Raw genomic sequence first — 15,294 nt, 5'->3', positions numbered from 1 at the left:
GAGGGTGCTCGCAGGGCAGAAAAAGGGGGCCGCCGGCATGCACAACATGCCGCGCTGGCCTCCTTTCCCCATCCGAAAATGCCCTAAATGTTAAATCGCAACCCGCAGACAGAAGGGGTCAGTCAGGATTCTCGGAATCATCCTGCGGCAGGTCCGGGAAGGCGATGACGGAGTAGCGCACCCCCAGGTACGGCCGTGAGGCATCATCCGGGTGCGGCGCCAGAGTCACGGTGATCTCGCGCCGGCGCCCCCGCTCCCATACCGTCAGTGTGACCTTGTCGCCGGGCTGATGTTCGGCCAGCGCATCGGCCAGGGAATAGGATTGGCTCAGCCGCTCCCCGTCCACCGCCAGGATGATGTCGCCGCGGCGCAGGCCGGCCTTGTCCGCCGGCGAACCCTCCATCACGTCCGTGATAAGGGCCGCGCCGCCCAGCCGGGGCATGGACGGGATGGTCGGGGTCGGCACTTTCTCCGGCACCAGGAATTCCGGGGTCGGGATAATGCGTTCCCAGGGCGCTTTTTCCTCCAGGTCCCGCACGGCCCAGCGGCCGGCCAGGAAGCCGGCGACGGCGCCGGCCATACAGCCCAGTATCAGGCTGAGCACCACACCACCTATGACAACCGCCCAAATCCAGCCCTGCTGCTGTCGCTGTTCGGTCATAATTCCACCCCCTTACGCAGTGCGGTTCGGGTTGGACGAACAAGCTCGTCCTTGCATGTAATTTATATTATACCACGGATACATTAAAATGAGCTTAATGCGCTGGTAACCTCACTGCCCGGCCTGCGCTGGGGACGCGAACAGGTCGCGCAGCGCCTCTAAGCGGTTCTCCAGGGTGATGCGGAAGTCCTTGCGGAAGAAGAGCTGGTCATACAGCCGGCCCATGAACCCGCCTAACAGCCGGTATTCCAGACGCAGGGTGACCAGCGTGCCCTCATCGTGCGGCTCCAGGATCACATGTTCGTGCCACTGTGCGCCGGCCTGCTCGGCGGTCACATGCTGATAGGCCAGGTGCCGCGTGGGCTCCCAATGGGTTACCTGGCAGGTCATGCGGAAGGGCCGGCCGCGCAGAAGGCCGTGGTCCTCCCACTGACTGCCCAGGCCAATGGGAGGCGGGGAGATCAGCCGGCGCTCTTTGAGGTCCGGCATCCAGGCCGGCGCCCGGCTCGCGTCGCTGACCACCTGCCAGACAGCTTCCGGCGGTGCGGGGATATACAACGATGCCTCAATGATGGGCATAGAGGTCTTCCTCGAATCAGGTGGTTGGCACCGGATCACGTGCCTTGCGTCGGTACGGGATGGGGTCACGCCATTGTGCCCCATCCCATGGCAGGCGCGGCTGGCTCAGGCCGCCTGGCCCGAAGGCCGCGGCGTCAGCGTGTTCCGCAGAAGGGGGCGGAACTTGTAGCCGTAGATGATCTGGCCGTCCTCACCCTCTTCACGCAGTTTGCGCGTCACCATCTCGACCGGCATGCCGATGTGCACCTCGGCCGGGTCTACGTCGGTGAGCTGGGCGGTCACCAGCGGACCCTCCTCCAACTTCACGAGGGCGACGGTATAGGGCGCGAACTCCTCAAAGCCCTCCGGCGGCTGGTAAATGGTGGAAAAGGAATACACCTCTCCGCGGCCGCTGAAGGTGAAGGGGTCGGACGCCGGCCGAGTGCACTCCGGGCAGACGTCCCGCGGCGGGAAAATCTTGGCGCCGCACTTGTGGCAGACCTCGCCCACCAGGGCGTAGCGCTGTGTTCTCGTTCTCCAATACGCAGGAATTCCCATTGCATTACCTCCAGGACATGGTCCTCAAATTGTCATGCTTCCAAAATGGTGGTGATGACCGTGGCGCCGCTTCCGCCGATGTTCTGCGCCATGCCCAGCCGGGCGTTCGGAACCTGGTTGGCGCCGGCGCGCCCGGTCACCTGCTGTGCAACCTCAATCACCTGATACACGCCGGTGGCCCCCACCGGATGCCCACGCCCTTTCAGCCCTCCCATGGTGGAGATGGGGATGCGGCCGTTCAGGGCGATGGCGCCGTCCATGGCCAGGCGCACCCCCTCGCCGCGGCGGGCAAAGCCGGCCGCCTCCAGGGAGAGCGCGGCCATGATGGTGAAGGCGTCGTGCAGTTCGAACAGGTCAATGTCTGCCGGCGTGACGCCAGCCCGGGCATAGGCCTTCTGCACCGAGATATAGGCCGCCTCGAGAAACAGCGGATCGCGGCGGTCGTGCAGGGCCAGCGAATCGGTGCCCACCTCACAGGCCCGGATGTGCACCGGATACTCGCTGAAGGAGCGCGCCTGATCGGTCGGGCACAGCACCACCGCCGCCGCGCCGTCGGCCACCGGCGAGGAGTCGAGCAGGTTGATGGGGTCGGCGATCATGCGGGCCTGCACGAACTCCTCTTTGGTGATGGGCCGGCGGAACATGGCATACGGATTGTTGACCGCGTTCTGGTGCGCGGTGATGGCGAAGCCGGCGAAATCCTCATGCCGCACGCCGAACTCGTACATATAGCGCCGCATCAGCAGGGCGTTGATGGAAACGAACGAAAGTCCATGCGGCGTCTCGTAGTCCGCATCGGCGGCCTCCGCCAGGGCGGTGGTGATGGAATTGCCGATGGCATCGGTCATTTTCTCCAGGCCGACGACGATAACCAAGTCGGCCGCCCCCGAGGCCACCGCCAGGTAGCCGGCCCGCAGGGCCGCCGCGCCCGAGGCACAGGCCGCCTCCACCCGAAAGGCCTCGATGCCCCGCAGGCCCACGAAGTCCGCCACCAACGCCCCCAGATGGTGCTGGCCGGAGGTCTCGCTGGCGATCATATTGCCCACATACAGGGCATCGGCGCGATCGATGCCGGCGTCCTGCATGGCCGCCAGAACCGCCTGCGCCGCAATATGACGCAGGGAAAGCTCCCAATGTTCCCCCACCGGGGTCTGTCCGAATCCGATAATGCTCACGTCCCGCAAGGTGATCTCTCCATGCTCCAGGTCGTGCGATTAATGCATGTGCAGTTTGCGCCGATAGCGCACGTACAGTCCGTAGTCAATGGGCTTGCGCCGGCTGATGTACTCCCGCGTGAGGTAGGCGCGCTCGCGGCGATCCTCGATGGCCTCCGTCACCCGCAGGGCAAAGGCATCACTGCCGGCGCCGGAACCGAACGACACGAGCAGGATGCGGTCGCCGGGTTTGGCCACATCCAGCGTGGCCGAGAGACCGATGAGCGAGGAGCCGGCGTAGGTGTTGCCGATATCCCCCACCAACAGGCCGGGCCGGATCTGCTCCGGCCGGAAGCCCAGCTTCTTGGCCGCCTGCTGGGGGAACTTGAGGTTGGGCTGGTGGAAGACGGCGTAGGTGAAATCCTCGGGCCGGGCCCCCAGCTCTTCCATCAGCGCCTGGGCGGCGGCCAGGATGTGCTTGAAATACGCCGGCTCGCCGGTAAAGCGGCTCCCGTGCTGAGGATAGTGTTGATATGGCCGGCGGAAGAAGTCGGGCGTGTCGGTGACGTAGCTGAAGGAACCCTCAAAGACGGTCAGGGATTCCTCGGCCGGCCCGACGATGTAGGCCGCGCCGCCGGCGGCCGCCGTGTATTCCAGGGCATCTCCCGGCCGGCCCTGCGCGGTATCCATGCCGATGGCCAATGCGTAGCGCGCCATGCCGGAGCCTACCAGCCCGATGCTGGCCTGCAGGGCCTCGGTGCCGGCCTTGCAGGCGAATTCCCAATCGCCGGCCAGGGTGTGCGGCACGATGCCCAGCGCCTCCGCCACAATGGTGGAAGTGGGTTTCACGGCATAAGGATGCGATTCGCTCCCCACCCAGACCGCGCCGATGTGTTGGGGGTCCACGCCGGCGCGCTGGAGGGCGTTGCGCGCCGCCTCGATGGCCATGGTGGCCGTGTCCTCATCCAGGCCGGGCACCGATTTTTCCCGCACCGGCAGGACATCCTCCCCATTTTTCCAGACGCGCGCTACCTCGCTGGCCGGCAGACGGTAGCGCGGCACATACGCTCCATATCCGATAATCCCAACGTCCTTGACAGGCTTCATAGAATCCCCGATGTCTCCCAACGTCCTCAAGAAGATGCGGTAGCAGAGGCGGAGCGCCGGCCCTGGCGCAGTTCGGCCAGCAGGGCAGCCGCCCGCTCACTGCGGATGTTATTCTCTTCCAGCATGCGCTGGACGATCCAGGTGATCTCTTCTCCCTGGGCGCCGGCGGCCATGGCAAGCTGTCGCGCATGCAGGGACATATGCCCGCGCTGAATACCCTCGGTGGCCAAGGCGCGCAGGGCGGCCAGATTCTGGGCCAGACCAACGCTCGCCACCACTTCCGCCAGCTCGCGGGCGCTCTGCACCCCCAGGATTTTCAGGGCGATGCGGGCCATCGGGTGGGCGCGGGTAGCGCCCCCGACGATGCCCAACGCCAGGGGCAGTTCCAGCGTGCCCACCAGGTCGCCGGCAGTGTTCTTCTCCCAGTGCGACAGGCTGGTGTACTGCCCGAAGCGCGCCGCGTACGCGTGCGCGCCGGCCTCCACCGCCCGCCAGTCGTTGCCGGTGGCAAGGACCACCGCATCAATGCCGTTCATGATGCCCTTGTTATGGGTGGCGGCGCGGTATGGGTCCACTGCCGCCAGCGCATAGGCCTCGATAATGCGCTCCACCACCAGCTCGCCGGGAAAGTCGCCGAAGGCCAGGGCCGATGCCGGCACGACGGCTTTGGCGCGCGCCAGCCGGCGGTCCGCCAGGTTGGACAGGATGCGCAGGTTGACCCGCCCGCCGGTGATCTCCTCCACCGCCGGCGCCAGCCGCTCGGCCACGGTATTGACGGCGTTGGCGCCCATGGCATCGCGGCAGTCGAAGAGTATATGCACCACGAGCATGGGGCCGGCCGGCGTTTCCGGGAAGATGCGCACCTCGATATCGCGCGCCCCGCCGCCGCGCTGGACGATGCTCCCGCCGGCCTCATCGGCCAGGCGCATCAGGCGCTGGCGCGCCTCCAGGACCGCGTGGCGCGCGCCCCACAGGTCCGGGACCTCCAGCGCCTGGATCTGGGCGATCATGATCGGTTCGTCGGCATGGGCCTGGAAGCCACCGCCTTCGCGGGCCAGGCGGGCGGCGAAACTGGCGCCGGCCACGACCGAGGGTTCCTCAATGGCCATGGGCACCAGGTAATCGCGGCCGTTGACCCGGAAGTTGGTGGCGATGCCCAGCGGCAGGGCATAGGTGCCGACGACATTCTCGATCATCTGGTCGGCCATCTGGCGCGATAAAACGGCCTCCCCCATGAGGAAGGCCTGCTCTTCCTGGGACAGGCCGGCCCATTTGGCGACGATGCCGGCGCGTTCGTCCATGGGAAGCTGATAAAAGCCGGGTAAGCGCGATGTTTTCTCGTCCATGACCGCCTGATTCTGCGATTTTCGCGCACATGAAAAAGCCTCGGCAGGGCGCGAGGCTTTTTCAACACAGGCATACTATAGCATTTGGGAACTGTCAAAATCTATCAAAAAGCTTTCAAGGCCTTTCAGAACGCGTCAGAAAAGGCAGTCTCAACTGCCCCTCTTCTCCCGGGGAGCGGATGAACATCCGCCTTCGTTCGCCGGCAGTGCGGCATGCTCCGCCAGCAGGGCGCGGATGCGCGAGACGATCATGTCCAGCGCCACCACATTGTACCCGCCCTCGGGGATGATGATGTCCGCATAACGCTTGCTGGGCTCCACGAACTCCAGATGCATGGGGCGCACCGTCTCCAGATATTGGCGAATGACCGATTCCAGCGAGCGGCCCCGTTCCTGGATGTCGCGCTGGAGCCGGCGGATGAACCGGATGTCCGCATCGGTGTCCACGTAAATGCGCACATCCATCAACTGGCGCAGGACCGGGTCCACGAAGATCAGGATGCCCTCAATAAGGATGATGGGACGGGGTTCCACGCGGCGGGTGCTCTTCGTGCGCACGTGCTGGGTGAAATCGTAGACCGGGATCTCCGCCGGCTGGCCGGCCAGCAACTGCCGGATATGCTGAATCAGCAGATCGGTCTCCAGCGAGTCCGGATGGTCGAAGTTGATCTTCATGCGCTCTTCCGGCGGCAAATGCGATAGGTCCTTGTAATAGGAATCGTGCTGGATGTAGGCGATATTCTCCTCGCCCACGCGCCGCAGGATCTCGTTGGCCACCGTGGTCTTGCCCGAGCCGGTGCCGCCGGCCACCCCAATCACGATGGAACGCTTCTTCTCTGTCATACCCCCTCCCTTTCTACCATACCGCTTATCCCAGCCACCAGCGCAGGATGCCCCAGGCGCCGAGGCCCACCGCCGTCCAGGCCAGCATCAGGTCTACCAGCCAGGCCGAGGGATTGCGGCGCTCGGCCTGGTGCCAGGAGCCGAGGAGCAGGAGGAACACCGCGCCGGCAAATCCCAGCAGTGCCGGCGCCTGCACATCCAGGCTTTCGCTCCCCAGCCAGGCCGCGCCCACCAGCAGGACGGCGAGGCTGAAGACCAGGCGCAGGCGGAGGTCCAGCGGCCGCCGGCGGGCCTCGCCCCGACGCCGCATCTGCAGGGTCATCCAGACTGCGCCGGCCAGTGCCAGCGCCCAGCCGAGGAACATCAACCAGGCAGACCAGGGGATATTCATCACAACACCTTCAGCGTGTCGAACCACTCGCGATGTGTCTCGTCCACAGCACTGCATTCCCATTGGACGACGGCCACGTGCCGCACAGTGCGGAAGCGCCAGCACTGCCAGCCGGCCGGCGTCATCAGCGAGAGCAGGATGCCCGCGACAGCCAGAAGCCCCCCGCCCCACAGCATGCCGCCGGCCGGCGCGTACCCTATGTTCAGGACGACATAGTGGTCCAGCTCAAAGAACAGGCGCTCCCCGTCCAGCTCCACCGCGCCGCGCCTCTCCCAATCCCGTTCGAGCGCCGGCGCGGCCTCGCCGGCCCGGTATGCTTCCAGGTGAATTTTCCCGTCCGCCAACTGCAGGCGGAAGACACTGCCGGTGGCAAGGGAGCGGAAGTAGCGCTCGGACTGCCCGGGGGCGAAGGCCAGGCTTAATGTGGTGCCGGCCTCTCCCACTCGCGGATGCGCTTCCAGCCGCGCCGGCGTGCCGTCCGGTGCCGTGCCGGACACCCGCACCAGCGGTCCGCGGGAGCGGAGCCGGATGGAAAGGGCCAGGTGCCGAAGTGCAGGGGAGTTATCCGTCAGGATGCCCTGAAAGACAGGGTGTCCGCGCTGGAACAACGTCACCTGCTCGGCCGGCCAGGCCGCATCCCCACCGCGCACCTGCAGATGTTCTACCCGCAGGGAATAATCCCCTCGGCTGAGCGGCACTATCTCACCGGGAGGGAGGGCCAGTTCCGGGAGGCGCCAGCCCCAGCCGGCATTCAGCACCAGCGCCAGGAAAATGACCAGCGCGCCGAGATGTCCCACCACGCCGGCCGGCCAGGGCACCGCACGCAGTTCTGTCTCCCTCTCCCCGCCGGCCTGGAACACCATATAGCGGCGCAGGAGCAGTTCCTGGCGAACGCGCAGGAGGGCCTCCTGTAGGTCCTCCGCGGTGCCCGGCCGGCGCCATTCGTGCCGGGCGCGGGGCGCCTTATCCGCCGGCCACTCACCGGCGCGCCAGAAGCGCCAGATGCTCCAGAGAGAGTCAGCCAGCACGATCAAGATGTTCCACGCCGAGAGGGCCAGCAGGGCCCGGAACCAGGGAGCCTGGGCGATGGAAAACAGGCGCAGGGCATGCATCCAGGCGGACTGGGCGCGCAGGCCGGCCGGCAGGCCAGCCATCCAGCGCGCCGCCGCGGCCGGGTCTGCCGCAAACTCCGCCGGCATCTGGGGGATCAGCGCCCGTGCCAGCAGACAGCCGGCCAGCAGGCCGCTCCACAGCGCGGCCGCATACGGCGAGACCAGCGCGCGCCACAAGCGCGTCAGCAGATCTCGCTCGAGCGCTCGCGCAGGGAATTCTTCAGGGCGTTCAGCGTTCATCAGCTCGGTGACCTTCGCCGGCAGGGTTCTTGCCGGCGATTGTATCACATTCGGGAGGGGGCGGACAAATCACTGCGGCCGGGTCGCGAGGGCTTCCCCATGGTCTCCAGATGCCGGCGCAGGCGCTCCATCAGGCGCATGATGCCCGGCTCCCGCCGCAGTCCGTATACTGCCATGGAAGCATCCGCCTGTTTTTCGAGGATGCCCAGGAGGGCCATATCCTCCAGCTCGCGCGCCACAGCCGGGGTCTGTCGGCCCAGGCGCTCTGCCAGGGCGGCGGCGGTGTCACGCGTGTGCGGGTTCAGGGCGAAGAACGCCAGGATGTCCCACTGCAGAGGGGTGCGGGCATGACGGGACAGGAAGAGGGTCAGCTCTAGGTCCATCGGGATATAGCCGGCGGTCTGCCATTCCTGGGTTAGGGAGCGCGTCAACACGGGTCTCTCCTACAACAGCCGGGCTTGCGGTTCGTCCTGCACCACGATGGGGTCCAGCGCCAGCATTTTGAGCAGTTCATCCGCCTCGCGCGGCATTTCGCCGGCCAGCCGACGCATCAGCCGGAATTTCACCAGCCGCCAGCCGTAGCGCCCTACAGCCCTGTTCCAGAGGGGACAGGCGCGCCGGCGGTACAGTACCAGCGAGGCGCGCCCGCCGGGTATCACCAGGAAAAGCAAGGGGGAATTGGCCAGCAGGGGCGCCGGCGGGCGCAGATGCTCCAGCGCGGTGTCCGCCGCCACGCGGAACAGCCACACGCGCTCGCCGGCCCAGAGGGCATCGTGGGGCGACAGTCCCAGCTCCTGGCCGGCCGGCGAATCAGGCCGGATCACCTGCATGCCCATGCGCGCCCCGATATCGCGCACGGCATCGGCCAGTTCCAGGCATTCCGCCTGCCGGCGAGACTGCGCGTCTTCCGGCCGCAGTTGCCAGAGGCGGTCGGAATGCGGCCGGCCGTAAGAGGCCAGACAGGCGGCGATGGCTTCCTGCGGCGGCGTGGCGAAGCCCGGGAACTGCTCGTACACGGCCCGACAGAGGGCGAGGGCCGGCGCCGGCCCCTCCCGCTCGAGCCAATCGCGCACGAACCGTTCGACGCGGTCCGTCAGGGGAAGCTGGCGTAGGCTGGTCCCCAGGCCAGCCTGCCACCAGAACAGGGGCCGCAGGCCAGGCTCCGGCGGACGCGCGGCAGGCAGTTCCCCATCGCTCTCCAGTGGGAAGACATCCTCCGCGCCGGCGATATCCTCCCAAATATGGTCGGTGATGAAGTAAAACAGCGGCGTGGGGAGGGGCGTGCGGCTGGCCGTGCCCCATGGGAACGCCTCGGCCAGCCGACGGTATGCCGCCGCGTGCAGGTACAGCCCGGGCGTCGGTTCCGCGCGCAGGGTGAGCACCTCCTGGACCGCCTGGCGGCCGATATGGCGCAGGCCGGCGGCCAGCCCTTCCGGTGTCTCGGGGAGCGAAAGGGTCAAGCGCATCTGCCGCGGCCCGGGGCGCAGAACCAGGCGGTATTCCGCCGCCGGCGGGCCGCCGTCCAGCGGTTCGGCCGGCTGACAGGCGAAGCCGGCGATGTCCAGGCCGGCCATCCCCTCCGCCGTCAACAGCGCCTCGATCCAGCGCTCCTGCTCCGAACGCAGGATCAGGACGATATGGCCTTCGGGGGCAAGCAGATGGGCCAGGGTGCGCAGGGTGCGCTGGAACACCTCAGCATACCAGTCCCAATCGGTGAGGTGATGCGCCAGCCAGGGTTCCAGCGGCTCGGCCTGCGGCCGGCCCCACAGCCAGGCGGTCCAGAGGAAGGACATGATCCAGAAGGACGGCTCAGGGGAAGGCGGGGCGGTGAGAATGAGATGCACGCTGTTGGCCGGCAGGGCCTTGCGCAGTTGCCCCACAGCCGCCGTCGTCACTGTGATCGGCGGCAAAGGGGTCTGCCATTGGGTAGCGATGGGCAGGGGCCGGCGGGTCTCGATAAGCCGGCGCACCCATTCGCAGGCCTCCTCGAACACCAGCCAGATATTGCGTTCCAAGAAGCGAGCCGGCATGGCCGGCCGGGTGGTGCGGCGCGCCCGCTCCGGCGAATCCAGGCCGGCGCCGGCGTCCAAGCAGTACAGCAGGATAGCGCGCCAGAGATCTTGTGCTTCAGGCTGGGGATTGCGCTCTGCGAAGGCTTCCAGCCGGCGCGTCAGCTCGAACAGAGCGTAGAGATTGCGCGGGGTGTAGAGCTCCAGGAGCTCCTGGAAGCGCTCATAGGCCGGATCCTCGCGCCGCGTCAGGCGGTGCAGGGCGCGCCAGTAGCTCAGCGCCCGGGCGGGATATGCGGCGGCGATCTGCTGGTCAGCTTCGTCCGCCGGCGCATCGCCGGCACTGCCGCAGGACTCACAGCGGTAGCGCCGGCTCAGCAGTTTGCGCGGCTCCCGCTCCCAGATGAACAGCTCAGCGGACAGGTTCCATCCACAGTCCGGACAGCGCCCTCGGTAGAGGTCCAGCAGGTGCTGGCGCAGGGTGAGGCCCATATGGGGCGAGGTGGCCACCGCGGCGTGCAGGCGGTCGAGCAGTTCGGCAGAGGGCGGGGAGAGCTGGAAGCGGGTCAGGAGCGTGCAGAGGGGATTGCCGTGGGTGCAGATAGTGCGCCGGCCGTGTGCCGCGGCCGCCCGTGCCGCCGAGTCCGACTGCACGAACGGTGTCAGCACCACCTCCCCCGGCTCGGTGAGCTCCTCCATGTACTCTTCCAGCGCCGTGAAGGGAAGGGGTTGGAGATACGCTTTGAGCGGGCCGGCCGGTGGGTCGCGCCGGCCGGCCACAAAGCGCTCCATAGACTCGCCCCCTTTGCGTGGATCACCGTTTTTTGCGCTGGAGCACCTCTTTGGCGGCACCAGCGATGTGCTCCGCCGACATGCCGTATTTCTTGATCAATGCCCGGTACGGGCCGGACTCCGCGAACCGGTTGCCCATCGCCACCCGCTTCATCGGGATGGGGTAATTTTCCACCAGCACCTCTGCCACGGCGCTCCCCAGCCCGCCGTACATAATGTTGGACTCGGCGGTGACGATGGCTCCGGTCTGGCGGGCGGCTTCAAGGATGAGGGCTTCGTCCAGCGGCTTCAGCGTGTGGCAGTCAATGACGCGCGCCTGAATGCCCTCGCCGGCGAGCATCTCCGCCGCCAGCAGCGCCTGACACACCATATCGCGAATGGCGACGATGGTCAGGTCCTCTCCCTCGCGAATCACCACCGCCCGACCGATCGCAAACGGATAGCTCAGGTCAAACAATATCGGCACAGGGTCGCGGGTGAAGCTCAAATAGACCGGCCCCTCCCACTCCGCCGCGGCCCAGACCGCCAGCTTGGTGGTAGGGGCATCGGCCGCGGCCACAATGGTAGAATGGGCGATGGCGCGGAGAAGGGAAAGGTCCTCCTGGCCCTGATGGGTGACGCCGTCCGGCCCAGGCGTCAGCCCGCCGTGGCTGGCGGCGATCTTCACGTTCAGGCGGGGATAGTGGATGCTGTTGCGCACCTGATCCAGGGCGCGCATGCTGGCGAAGACAGCGTAGGTGGTGGCGAAGGGGATAAGGCCGGCAGTGGCCATGCCGGCGGCCGCCGCCATCATGTTCTGCTCCGCAACCCCGAAGTTGAACGAACGCTCGGGGAACCGCTCCGCGAACTTGCTGGTGCCCACCGATTTGGATACATCCGCATCCAGCACCACCACGCGTGGGTCCCGCTCACCCAGCTCGATGACCGCCTCCGCATAGGCATAGCGTGTGGCCTGGGACCTGGCGCTGAACAGCAGTTCCTCGGAGGCCAGCAGTGGGATGACTTCCGGCAGGACGTGGTGATAACGACCCGGGTCAACCTTGCTCATACCAGACAACTCCTCAGCTCACGCAGTGCTTGCTCCGCTTCCTCACGACAGGGCGCCTTGCCGTGCCAGACTACCTGGTTCTCCATGAATGAGACACCCTTGCCCTTGATGGTGTGGGCGATGACCATGACCGGCCGGCCGCGGAACCCCCGCGCCCATTCCAGCGTGCGCACGATCTGCTCCATGTCATGCCCGTCCATCTCCACCACTTCCCAGCCGAAGGCGCGCCATTTGTCCGCCAGAGGCTCGACCGGCATCTCCGTGTCCACACAGTCGTCGTTCTGCAGATGATTGCGGTCCAGGATGGCAGTCAGGTTATCCAACTTCCATTTGGCGGCGGCCATGGCCGCCTCCCAGATGGAACCCTCCTGCACCTCGCCGTCCCCCACGATGACCCAGACATGATAGTCTTTCTGGAGGAGCCGGCCGGCCAGGGCCATGCCGACGCCGGCGGACAGCCCATGCCCCAACGAGCCGGCGGTCATGTCAATGCCGGGCGTCTTGCGCATGTCGGGGTGTCCCTGCAGGATGGAGTCGAGCTTGCGCAAGGTGCGCAGATGGGACTTATCGAAGTAGCCTCGCTCGGCCAGCGCCGCGTACCAGACCGGGCAGGCATGGCCCTTGGAGAGGATGAACCGGTCGCGGTCGGGCCAGTCCGGGCGCTGGGGGTCAATCCGCATAATGCGGAAATAGAGCGCGGTCACGATGTCCGCGGCCGAGAGGGAGCCACCCGGGTGGCCGGCCCCCGCCTCGCAGGTCATCTCGATGATGTCACAGCGGATTTCGATGGCGATGCGTTTCAACTCCTCAATGGACGCCGGCACCTGCCACATGTATTCTATCCTCCCTACACACGTCAGTTCACCACCGGTACCGTTATTATATCACAAAATCCGTCCGACTGCCTGTCCAGATCACTGGGCTGTTCTTCCCCATCATCCAGCATTTGACGATTCCATTCTCTGCTTATATAATGTGTGCCGTAATATCTTCACCGCTCTTGGAGCAGGGGTTAACAATATGTCAGCGATTCTGGATGAGATCAACCGGTTGGCCAATGAGCGCCATCAGCTCTACGTCGCCCGAAGCAACGGGGCGCTTGACATGAGCGATGCCGAGTTCAAGGCCAAGATCGACGAGCTGACCCGCAAGCTGGAACGTCTTTGGGACCAGCGGCGCGAGGAGCTCGCCGGCAAGTACAGCGAGGGCTTCTACTCCACCGCCCGCTTCTAAGCCCTCGCCGCCTTTCTGATGGACCGCACCAATATGCCCCTGTCGCCTGCCTGGCAGGGGCATTTCCTTACTTGCCGATAGGAATCCGCGTCATTATCGAGGAAGTCCGACATGCAGTTGCCAGCCACCCCAATCGAAGTCCCGCCCTCCTGGGCTTCCCTTCCTGCCTCCCAATGGCGCGGCCTGATCATGCTAATCGGCGGCGTGGACGTGGGGAAAAGCACCCTGGCGCGCTATATCTGCCAGGAGCTCCTGCGCGCCGGCCTCCGCACCGCCTATCTCGACGGCGACCCCGGACAGAGCACCATCGGCCCGCCGGCTACCATGAGCCTGGGGATGCTGGCATTGAACCAGGATGGGACGATGCACTGCGAGGCGGTCTGGCGGATTTTCATCGGCTCTGTGTCCCCGCGCGGACATATGCTCCAAATGCTGGTGGGCGCCAGCAAGCTGGTGCGCGCCGCCAAACGCGCCGGCGCCGAGGCCATCATCTACGACACTACTGGCTTCGTGGACCGCGCCGCCGGCGGCCTCAACCTGAAATGGGCCAAGATCAACCTGCTCCGGCCGGCGCTGGTCATCGCCCTACAGCGCCAGGACGAGCTGGAGAACCTGCTGACGCCGCTCCGATACAGCCGGCGGGCCCCGGTCATCACCCTGGAACCCAGCCCATACGTCCAGCATCGCGACCTCGATGCCCGCCGCAGTCACCGCGCCCATCTTTTCGGGCGCTACTTCGCCCATTCCCAGGAGCTGACGGTGGACACCAGCCGGCTGGCGGTCTTCCCGCCCATGCCCTTCACCTATCACCAGCTCCTGGCCCTGGAGGACAGGGCGGGCTTCATCCGCGGCCTGGGCATCCTGCGCCAGACACACCCGGCCGGCGGACTCACTATCCTCACCCCCCTTACCAGCTTGGAAGATGTCACGCTGGTGCATCTGGGAGAGATCTGCGTGGACCCGCACACCTTTGAGGACCGGCGCATCCCGTATTAAGCGCGCGCCGGCGCCTTTTCCCAAGATAGCTCCCCCTCCCCGGCCACACCCCGCTCGCGCAAGCCCCAAAAGACATGATACAGGTCATCGGGCAGGCGAATGTCCATCGGGCGCAGGGACACATGGGCCGGCAGGAGCAGGAAGGGGTGATTCTGCGCCCCGCCGTACCCGCCGTGGGTGCCGATGTGCTCCTCAAAGGCCACGATCCTACCGCGGTGTACGCCGCCGTGCACCACCAGGTCGCCGGCATTCGAGAAGCGCACCAAGCGCGCCAGATAACGGTTCATCGCCGCCACATCGCCGAACGGCGCCAGTGGGTCCTCGCCGATCACCAGCCCGCGCTCGAGCTGTCGGAAGCCGGCCGCGCTGATGGCCAGCAGGCCGCGCGCCTCCGATCGCCCCAGCACGAAGCCAACGCCTGGCTGACGCACCAGCCTGGCCAACAGCATGGGGTACAATCCCTCGATATCCTCCAGCGTCAGGGCCTGGGGACGCCGGCCGAAATAAATATGCGCCAGTGGGCCGGAGCACAGCACCAGGATCTCGGCCGGTTGTGCTGCCTCTTGGCGTTCTTCCACCGCAGGCAGTGAGGTGCGTCGGAGGGCCACCTCGATGCTGTACCGTTCCAGCGCTCGCCGGCCGCCCCGCACCGCCCAGGGGACCAGCCTGCCGGGCGACTGCTGTTCCGCCTGGCGCAGATCCTCCAACAGGGCCTCCAGCGCGCCCGGCAGTTCCGCCGGCGCCTCCTCCAACAGCGGCACCGGCTGGGCGGTCAGCTCCTGCACCACCGCGTTCAGGCTCTTGCCGGCCAATTGCGCGAAGGGAGTGCTGTCCGATTGGCCGTGATCCGAGAGAATGACCAGGTCATAAGGGATGGGCGCGCCGCGAGAAATCATCTTCCAGATGCGCCGTATCTGATGATCAATGCCGGCCAGCGGCTCGCGCACATCGCGTGCGCAGGGGCCGGCGAAATGCGCCACCTCATCATACCCGAGGTACGTGACGTAGATGGCCGGCACGCCCCGCAGGATGTCCAGCAGGACGATATACGTGCTGAACTCCCGCAGTACCACGTTGGACACCACCCGCAAAACGGGATACAGCCCCCGCCGGGAGACCCGCGGCCATTCCTTCCGCAACTGCTGGCGCCAGGCGTAGATCACCTCCATGAGCCAGTCCCACAGCGACAGGACGAGCACCCGCAGGAGGCAGTAGGGGTTCAGGAGGAAGAGCAGGAAATCATCAA

16 protein-coding genes are annotated in these 15,294 nt (G+C 66.3%); 2 read left to right on the top strand and 14 right to left on the bottom strand.

Translation table 11 applies throughout. The annotated features are described in order from the left end of the window. Nucleotides 1-118 precede the first annotated feature (118 nt). The 13 genes from H5T60_03900 to H5T60_03840 all read right to left on the bottom strand — a co-directional run bounded on the left by H5T60_03900 (nt 119) and on the right by H5T60_03840 (nt 12,652). Nucleotides 119-661: a PDZ domain-containing protein gene (locus tag H5T60_03900; protein ID MBC7241570.1), complete on the bottom strand. Its 543-nt coding sequence runs from the start codon at nt 659-661 to the stop codon at nt 119-121. A 111-nt stretch (nt 662-772) separates the two neighbouring features. Continuing rightward, nucleotides 773-1,240, bottom strand: a complete 468-nt coding sequence (locus tag H5T60_03895; protein MBC7241569.1) for an SRPBCC family protein — start codon at nt 1,238-1,240, stop codon at nt 773-775. Between the two features lie 105 nt (nt 1,241-1,345). Beyond that, on the bottom strand, nt 1,346-1,777 hold the full coding sequence (locus tag H5T60_03890) for a Zn-ribbon domain-containing OB-fold protein (protein ID MBC7241568.1): 432 nt from the start codon (nt 1,775-1,777) through the stop codon (nt 1,346-1,348). A gap of 32 nt (nt 1,778-1,809) precedes the next feature. Next, the gene (locus tag H5T60_03885) at nt 1,810-2,961 is read right to left on the bottom strand and encodes a thiolase domain-containing protein (protein ID MBC7241567.1); all 1,152 of its coding nucleotides are present in this window, start codon (nt 2,959-2,961) and stop codon (nt 1,810-1,812) included. Nucleotides 2,962-2,991: 30 nt separating this feature from the next. Beyond that, the gene (locus H5T60_03880; GenBank protein ID MBC7241566.1) at nt 2,992-4,050 is read right to left on the bottom strand and encodes a hydroxymethylglutaryl-CoA synthase; all 1,059 of its coding nucleotides are present in this window, start codon (nt 4,048-4,050) and stop codon (nt 2,992-2,994) included. 14 nt (nt 4,051-4,064) lie between these two features. Then, nucleotides 4,065-5,384 (bottom strand): hydroxymethylglutaryl-CoA reductase, degradative, encoded by a 1,320-nt coding sequence (locus tag H5T60_03875; protein ID MBC7241565.1) that lies wholly within the window; start codon nt 5,382-5,384, stop codon nt 4,065-4,067. A gap of 150 nt (nt 5,385-5,534) precedes the next feature. Continuing rightward, nucleotides 5,535-6,227, bottom strand: coding sequence for a uridine kinase (gene udk / locus H5T60_03870; GenBank protein ID MBC7241564.1), 693 nt, complete (start codon nt 6,225-6,227; stop codon nt 5,535-5,537). 25 nt (nt 6,228-6,252) lie between these two features. Continuing rightward, nucleotides 6,253-6,618 carry a hypothetical protein gene (locus tag H5T60_03865; GenBank protein ID MBC7241563.1) on the bottom strand — a complete coding sequence of 122 codons (366 nt, stop codon included), beginning with the start codon at nt 6,616-6,618 and terminating at the stop codon, nt 6,253-6,255. Further along, nucleotides 6,618-7,970, bottom strand: coding sequence for a cytochrome c biogenesis protein ResB (locus H5T60_03860; GenBank protein MBC7241562.1), 1,353 nt, complete (start codon nt 7,968-7,970; stop codon nt 6,618-6,620). The genes H5T60_03865 and H5T60_03860 overlap by 1 nt, the downstream gene beginning before the upstream one ends. Before the next feature lie 44 nt (nt 7,971-8,014). Then, nucleotides 8,015-8,401, bottom strand: coding sequence for a MarR family transcriptional regulator (locus H5T60_03855; protein MBC7241561.1), 387 nt, complete (start codon nt 8,399-8,401; stop codon nt 8,015-8,017). A 12-nt stretch (nt 8,402-8,413) separates the two neighbouring features. Further along, nucleotides 8,414-10,771: a hypothetical protein gene (locus H5T60_03850; protein MBC7241560.1), complete on the bottom strand. Its 2,358-nt coding sequence runs from the start codon at nt 10,769-10,771 to the stop codon at nt 8,414-8,416. A gap of 22 nt (nt 10,772-10,793) precedes the next feature. After that, entirely contained in the window at nt 10,794-11,819 is a 1,026-nt protein-coding gene (locus H5T60_03845; GenBank protein ID MBC7241559.1) for a transketolase family protein, read from the bottom strand. After that, a complete protein-coding gene (locus H5T60_03840) occupies nt 11,816-12,652 on the bottom strand; it encodes a transketolase (GenBank protein MBC7241558.1) in 837 nt (278 codons plus the stop codon). Before H5T60_03840 ends, H5T60_03845 begins: the two co-directional genes overlap by 4 nt. 187 nt (nt 12,653-12,839) lie before the next feature. On the opposite strand from H5T60_03840, the gene H5T60_03835 reads away from it, so the two are divergent. Together H5T60_03835 and H5T60_03830 are read left to right on the top strand one after the other, a co-directional pair. Further along, on the top strand, nt 12,840-13,052 hold the full coding sequence (locus tag H5T60_03835) for a DUF2630 family protein (GenBank protein MBC7241557.1): 213 nt from the start codon (nt 12,840-12,842) through the stop codon (nt 13,050-13,052). A 189-nt stretch (nt 13,053-13,241) separates the two neighbouring features. Further along, a complete protein-coding gene (locus H5T60_03830) occupies nt 13,242-14,048 on the top strand; it encodes a hypothetical protein (protein ID MBC7241556.1) in 807 nt (268 codons plus the stop codon). Here the strand turns inward: H5T60_03830 and H5T60_03825 are convergent. Next, on the bottom strand, nt 14,045-15,294 hold a 1,250-nt coding region (locus tag H5T60_03825; GenBank protein ID MBC7241555.1), incomplete at its 5' end, for a hypothetical protein. The genes H5T60_03830 and H5T60_03825 overlap by 4 nt on opposite strands.

This window comes from Anaerolineae bacterium (assembly GCA_014360855.1).
GTDB lineage: Bacteria > Chloroflexota > Anaerolineae > JACIWP01 > JACIWP01 > JACIWP01.
This window is presented reverse-complemented; position numbering and strand designations above follow the sequence as displayed.

Excerpts from the sequence above, each read along its gene's own strand:
- H5T60_03830 (MBC7241556.1), top strand. The coding sequence starts at position 13,242 with ATGCTAATCGGCGGCGTGGACGTGGGGAAAAGCACCCTGGCGCGCTAT.
- H5T60_03850 (MBC7241560.1), bottom strand. The coding sequence starts at position 10,771 with ATGGAGCGCTTTGTGGCCGGCCGGCGCGACCCACCGGCCGGCCCGCTC.
- H5T60_03900 (MBC7241570.1), bottom strand. The coding sequence starts at position 661 with ATGACCGAACAGCGACAGCAGCAGGGCTGGATTTGGGCGGTTGTCATA.
- H5T60_03890 (MBC7241568.1), bottom strand. The coding sequence starts at position 1,777 with ATGGGAATTCCTGCGTATTGGAGAACGAGAACACAGCGCTACGCCCTG.
- H5T60_03840 (MBC7241558.1), bottom strand. The coding sequence starts at position 12,652 with ATGTGGCAGGTGCCGGCGTCCATTGAGGAGTTGAAACGCATCGCCATC.
- H5T60_03895 (MBC7241569.1), bottom strand. The coding sequence starts at position 1,240 with ATGCCCATCATTGAGGCATCGTTGTATATCCCCGCACCGCCGGAAGCT.
- H5T60_03875 (MBC7241565.1), bottom strand. The coding sequence starts at position 5,384 with ATGGACGAGAAAACATCGCGCTTACCCGGCTTTTATCAGCTTCCCATG.
- H5T60_03845 (MBC7241559.1), bottom strand. The coding sequence starts at position 11,819 with ATGAGCAAGGTTGACCCGGGTCGTTATCACCACGTCCTGCCGGAAGTC.
- udk (MBC7241564.1), bottom strand. The coding sequence starts at position 6,227 with ATGACAGAGAAGAAGCGTTCCATCGTGATTGGGGTGGCCGGCGGCACC.
- H5T60_03860 (MBC7241562.1), bottom strand. The coding sequence starts at position 7,970 with ATGAACGCTGAACGCCCTGAAGAATTCCCTGCGCGAGCGCTCGAGCGA.
- H5T60_03835 (MBC7241557.1), top strand. The coding sequence starts at position 12,840 with ATGTCAGCGATTCTGGATGAGATCAACCGGTTGGCCAATGAGCGCCAT.
- H5T60_03865 (MBC7241563.1), bottom strand. The coding sequence starts at position 6,618 with ATGAATATCCCCTGGTCTGCCTGGTTGATGTTCCTCGGCTGGGCGCTG.